The 778-nt window shown below is 35.9% G+C and carries 1 protein-coding gene; it reads right to left on the bottom strand.

What is annotated here, in order from left to right; translation table 11 throughout:
- Nucleotides 1-89: 89 nt before the first annotated feature.
- Nucleotides 90-542, bottom strand: a complete 453-nt coding sequence (locus tag LMF89_RS25410; protein ID WP_229537592.1) for a DMP19 family protein — start codon at nt 540-542, stop codon at nt 90-92.
- Between the last annotated feature and the right edge of the window lie 236 nt (nt 543-778).

The raw sequence follows: 778 nt of genomic DNA, 5'->3' as shown, positions 1-778 counted from the left end.
TGTCTCTATTTTACACCAACTTGGAGGTTTACACAGATTTCGGGATAGTCTCAATGGATAGGCTGTGGCTTTCTTTTAAGCATTCATTATTAAATAATCTCAACAAATTGAGATATATGCTTATTTAAGTATTCTTCCAACATATCTTGTATTTGTGGCTTGCTGTCATAAAATAAATTATCGATTTCATCAAATTCACCATCATTAGCTACATCAACATAGTCCTGAATTGTTTCAATTTGTTTTCTTGACTTACCAGAATATATATAATATGCATCTTCAAGTAACTTAGCTTGACTATTAGCACCTATTATCGTAAGCGCATTTACTGTATCCTTTAAATCAACGGTTCCCCTGTTTTCGAAATATTGAAGATGACCTCCATTCAGAACCTCTGAATCGTACCAAAAACATAGATAAGCCATTCTTTGAATGTCATTTAAGTCTTCAAAGTCTTCTGAAGTAAGCAAATCAACAAAGCTATTCCATACTTGATATGGATCTTGCTGAATATCTGATTGACTCAAGGTTCGAATAACCATAGAAATATACACCTCACTAACTAACATGATTAAATTGAATATTATATTCTAGTTGCTACTATCGAGATAAACATCCTGCCGCTTGGTTGAGATCACGCAAAAGATCCTGGTAGTCTTCGAGTTCGGCATGGAAGCGTAAAATATAACCATCCGGCAAGGGTGTAACTTCGCGCTTGGCATACACTGGCAATACAAGCGACAAATGTCCACCCCAGCTTTCAGCAACCCAGAACAAG

Source organism: Pelosinus baikalensis (genome assembly GCF_020819555.1).
Taxonomy (GTDB): Bacteria; Bacillota; Negativicutes; order DSM-13327; family DSM-13327; genus Pelosinus; species Pelosinus baikalensis.
Note: the sequence above shows the minus strand (reverse complement) of the source record. Positions and strands in the feature narration are given on the sequence as shown.